Raw genomic sequence first — 3,323 nt, 5'->3', positions numbered from 1 at the left:
ACGGCTACAATAATCACATCCTGCTGAAATTGCTTTCCTTTAAAATGATTCATCGTCATTCCTCCTGCTATCTTTTTCTATTATTCTACCTTATTTGATAGTAGATTTAAAACTTTGCAACAGAACCGTTCCTTACAACTGACCGATGCCATTTTCCATGACGAACCTGTCGGACCACATGAAAATCAAGATCGTGCCCATGCGCATTATAGTGATTTAACTCCAGATAATCGTCTCATTGTCTGCGATTTAGGAACAGATCGTGTCTATACCTATGATGTTTCTGATGAAGGTAAATTAACGGAAGTTGCTACTTACTTAGCACCGGCTGGAACAGGTCCACGTCATTTAGTCTTCCACCCAAATACCCACTATGCTTATTTATTTGGTGAATTAGATAGTACAGTAACCGTCCTTTCTTACGAAGCTTCAACTGGTACATTGACTGAATTACAAAAACTATCTACCTTACCTGAAGATTTTGAAGGTTTCAACGGTGGTGCTGCCATTCGCATTTCTAGCGATGGTCGTTTTGTTTATCTTTCAAACCGTGGTCACAATTCTATCGCCGTTTTTGCTATAAGTGAAGACGGAGCAAAAGTAACTTTCGTTCAACATATTTCAACTGAAGGAGATCATCCACGTGATTTCAATTTAGACCCAACAGAGAAATTCGTTGTTTGTGCCAATCAAAATACCGATAATTTAACTCTTTATCGTCGTGATGCGGAGAATGGAACCTTAACTTTAATCAAAAAAGATATTTACGCACCTGAATGTGTCTGTGTCTTATTTGAAAAATAATGGAGGAGTGAATGCAATGTTTTCTAAAACACCCGTCGAATTACTAGTAAAAGACTTTTCAAATATTTACAACAAATGCCAATCTGCTTATGAATTAGTATCGAGCCATCGCTACAATGAGTTCTTAGCTATTTTAACTACTGCTGAAGCATACGCAATTGCTGAAAAAGCCTATGTCCGTTGTGACACATTTCAAGAATTACAAACACCAGAAGTGGAAGAATTCGTCAACGCATTTGATATTTTCTATTTTGAATTAAAACAAGTGCTCTTTCATAAAAATGACGATTTAGATTCGCTGTACAATCGCTTAAACACAATGAGCGAAGTATACCAAAAAGTCAATAATTCCTTTGATTTAATTTAGTAGATAGGTGATGAAAAAAATGGATCAGTTAGATGTGCTTGATCGCCTCAAAGAAGAACTAGAAATTCCTTTTTTACAGATCAAACTGCAAGACAAAACGTATTCCGAAGAAGAATATCAACAATTAAAAACCGAATTAGTTCAATACTTTGATGATTATGTGCGTAATGTAGAAAATTAAACAAAAATGAAAGAATCCTTATGAAATTGATGTTCTTAAAACAAATTTCATAAGGATTTTCTATTTTACTTTTTTACTATAACGGGATAATTTTAGTCGCTACTTTATTCAAAAAGGTTCGGTCATGTTCAACAATCAGCATCGTTGGTTGAACGAGTTGAATGACTTCCTCCAACTGCTTGTGGTTAAAGACATCTAGATAATTTAAGGGTTCATCCCAGATAAATAGCTCTGCTGGTGTCGCTAAAGATTTTGCTAATTCTACCCGTTTTCGTTGCCCCATACTCATCTCTTCAATCCGATTTTGAAAAACCTTCCGTTCCACTCCCAGCTTCCAGAGATTATTCAATAATTCTTGATAGGATAGGTGATGTTCTTCAGCAAATTCTTGCAAGGTTCCTCGATTATCTTCATAATTTTGGCGAACATAACTGATGGTTACTCCTTGTGGTTGTATGACTTCACCTGTCACTTCACCTTGAAATATTCCTAAAAGATGCTGAATAACTGAAGACTTTCCTGAGCCATTTGGTCCTTGAATTGCCAATCGATCCCCTTGATTAATGTCGAAAGTAAGGGGAGAAAATAGCTTTCGTTCTCCATAACTCAACTGCAACTCTTGCACAGTCAGTAATTTTTTTCGATGAGTTACTTGATAGTTCATACTTAATGGCTCAATGTATTCCATATCCTTCAATAATTTTTCTTTTTCTGTTGCTTGATCTTCCATACGCTTGACGATTGCTTTGGAGCGTTTCATCGTTCGCGCAGCTCGCGCACCAATCGCACCGGTATCATAAATGGCTCCACTTCCCGGTTTGTTGGGCGAGCCCAATTTATCTCGCTCTCTCCCACGTGACCACTCTGCTTTTTCTGCTGCGGTTTGTTTTAAGCGTCCAATTTCTTTTTTGAGTTTCACATTCTGCTCTTGTTCGAATTGATCACGTAAGCCTTTTTGTTCTTCGTAGACCGAAAAATCTCCTTGATACAACACTAGCTGACTTTTTTCAATGGATAATACATGATCCACCACTTCATCCACAAAACTTCGATCATGGCTAACAACAATAAACCCTTGTTTCTTCGCCTTTAAATACGCCGCCACTTGTTGACGAGCCATTACATCCAAATGATTGGTTGGTTCATCAATTAATGGATAATTCACATCATCAACAAAAAGCAAGGCTAACAATACTTTGGTTTGCTCTCCACCTGATAAACTATGAAACGGTCGCCATAAAATATCTGAATCTACTTGTAGGAGGTTGAGTTCTCGTTCTATTTTCCATTGTTCAAAATCAGAGAGTTCTTGTAGCACATAATACGTTAATTGCGTCTTATCTTGAACTTTTTGTGGAAAATAAGTAAAGTTCAACTGATGCTCAATTTTCCCACTATACGTGTATTCACCCATCAACAATTTTAGTAGTGTCGTTTTGCCACGACCATTGCGGCCAATTAATCCTAATTTCCATTCTGATTGAATGGTGAGATTCGTTTGTTCAAATAAGTTCGTTGTTTGGACATCAAAGCCAAACGTTAAATTCTTTATTTCAATTGTTGTCATTTAAATTCCCTCGACTCACCGATTAGGCAAGAAAAATCCCTCACCTATTTTCAGGACAGAGATTTTTTAGATAGGAAGACACAAAAAGACCCTCTTATCGAAAAATAATCACCAATCCTGAAAATCTGCACACTATTCCCTTGTACTTCAAAGAAAATAGTCTGAATGCAGCTTCAACACATTGGCTTAATTTTTCAATAGAGGATCCCTCACTTCGTTTTTGATTAGTATAAGAATAGCATAAATTGGATTAGAAAGCAAATGATTTCTTGATTTTGTATGTGTCAAATTTTTTGAGGTTGAATAAAAAAGCAGCTGACTTCACTTAAATTTTGTTATTAGTACCTCACTTGCGTTCGGTTTGCCTAGTTATTTCTAATGGAAAAATTTTTTCCATTAGAAAT

3 protein-coding genes and 1 pseudogene are annotated in these 3,323 nt (G+C 36.4%); 3 read left to right on the top strand and 1 reads right to left on the bottom strand.

What is annotated here, in order from left to right; all coding sequences use genetic code 11:
• Positions 1-144 precede the first annotated feature (144 nt).
• The 3 genes and pseudogenes from ACVRZD_RS10525 to ACVRZD_RS10515 all read left to right on the top strand — a co-directional run.
• Positions 145-804, top strand: a pseudogene (locus ACVRZD_RS10525) (lactonase family protein); the annotation flags it as partial.
• A gap of 16 nt (positions 805-820) precedes the next feature.
• A complete protein-coding gene (locus tag ACVRZD_RS10520) occupies positions 821-1,171 on the top strand; it encodes a hypothetical protein (RefSeq protein ID WP_037627726.1) in 351 nt (116 codons plus the stop codon).
• 19 nt (positions 1,172-1,190) lie between these two features.
• Positions 1,191-1,352 carry a hypothetical protein gene (locus ACVRZD_RS10515; protein ID WP_198777501.1) on the top strand — a complete coding sequence of 54 codons (162 nt, stop codon included), beginning with the start codon at positions 1,191-1,193 and terminating at the stop codon, positions 1,350-1,352.
• 76 nt (positions 1,353-1,428) lie between these two features.
• Here ACVRZD_RS10515 and abc-f read toward each other — a convergent pair whose 3' ends face one another.
• The gene (abc-f, locus tag ACVRZD_RS10510; protein ID WP_037627728.1) at positions 1,429-2,919 is read right to left on the bottom strand and encodes a ribosomal protection-like ABC-F family protein; all 1,491 of its coding nucleotides are present in this window, start codon (positions 2,917-2,919) and stop codon (positions 1,429-1,431) included.
• Between the last annotated feature and the right edge of the window lie 404 nt (positions 2,920-3,323).

It is taken from the genome of Streptococcus hongkongensis, from assembly GCF_053206145.1.
The sequence above is the reverse complement of the archived record's forward strand: the minus strand, read 5'-3'. Positions and strand labels throughout refer to the sequence as shown.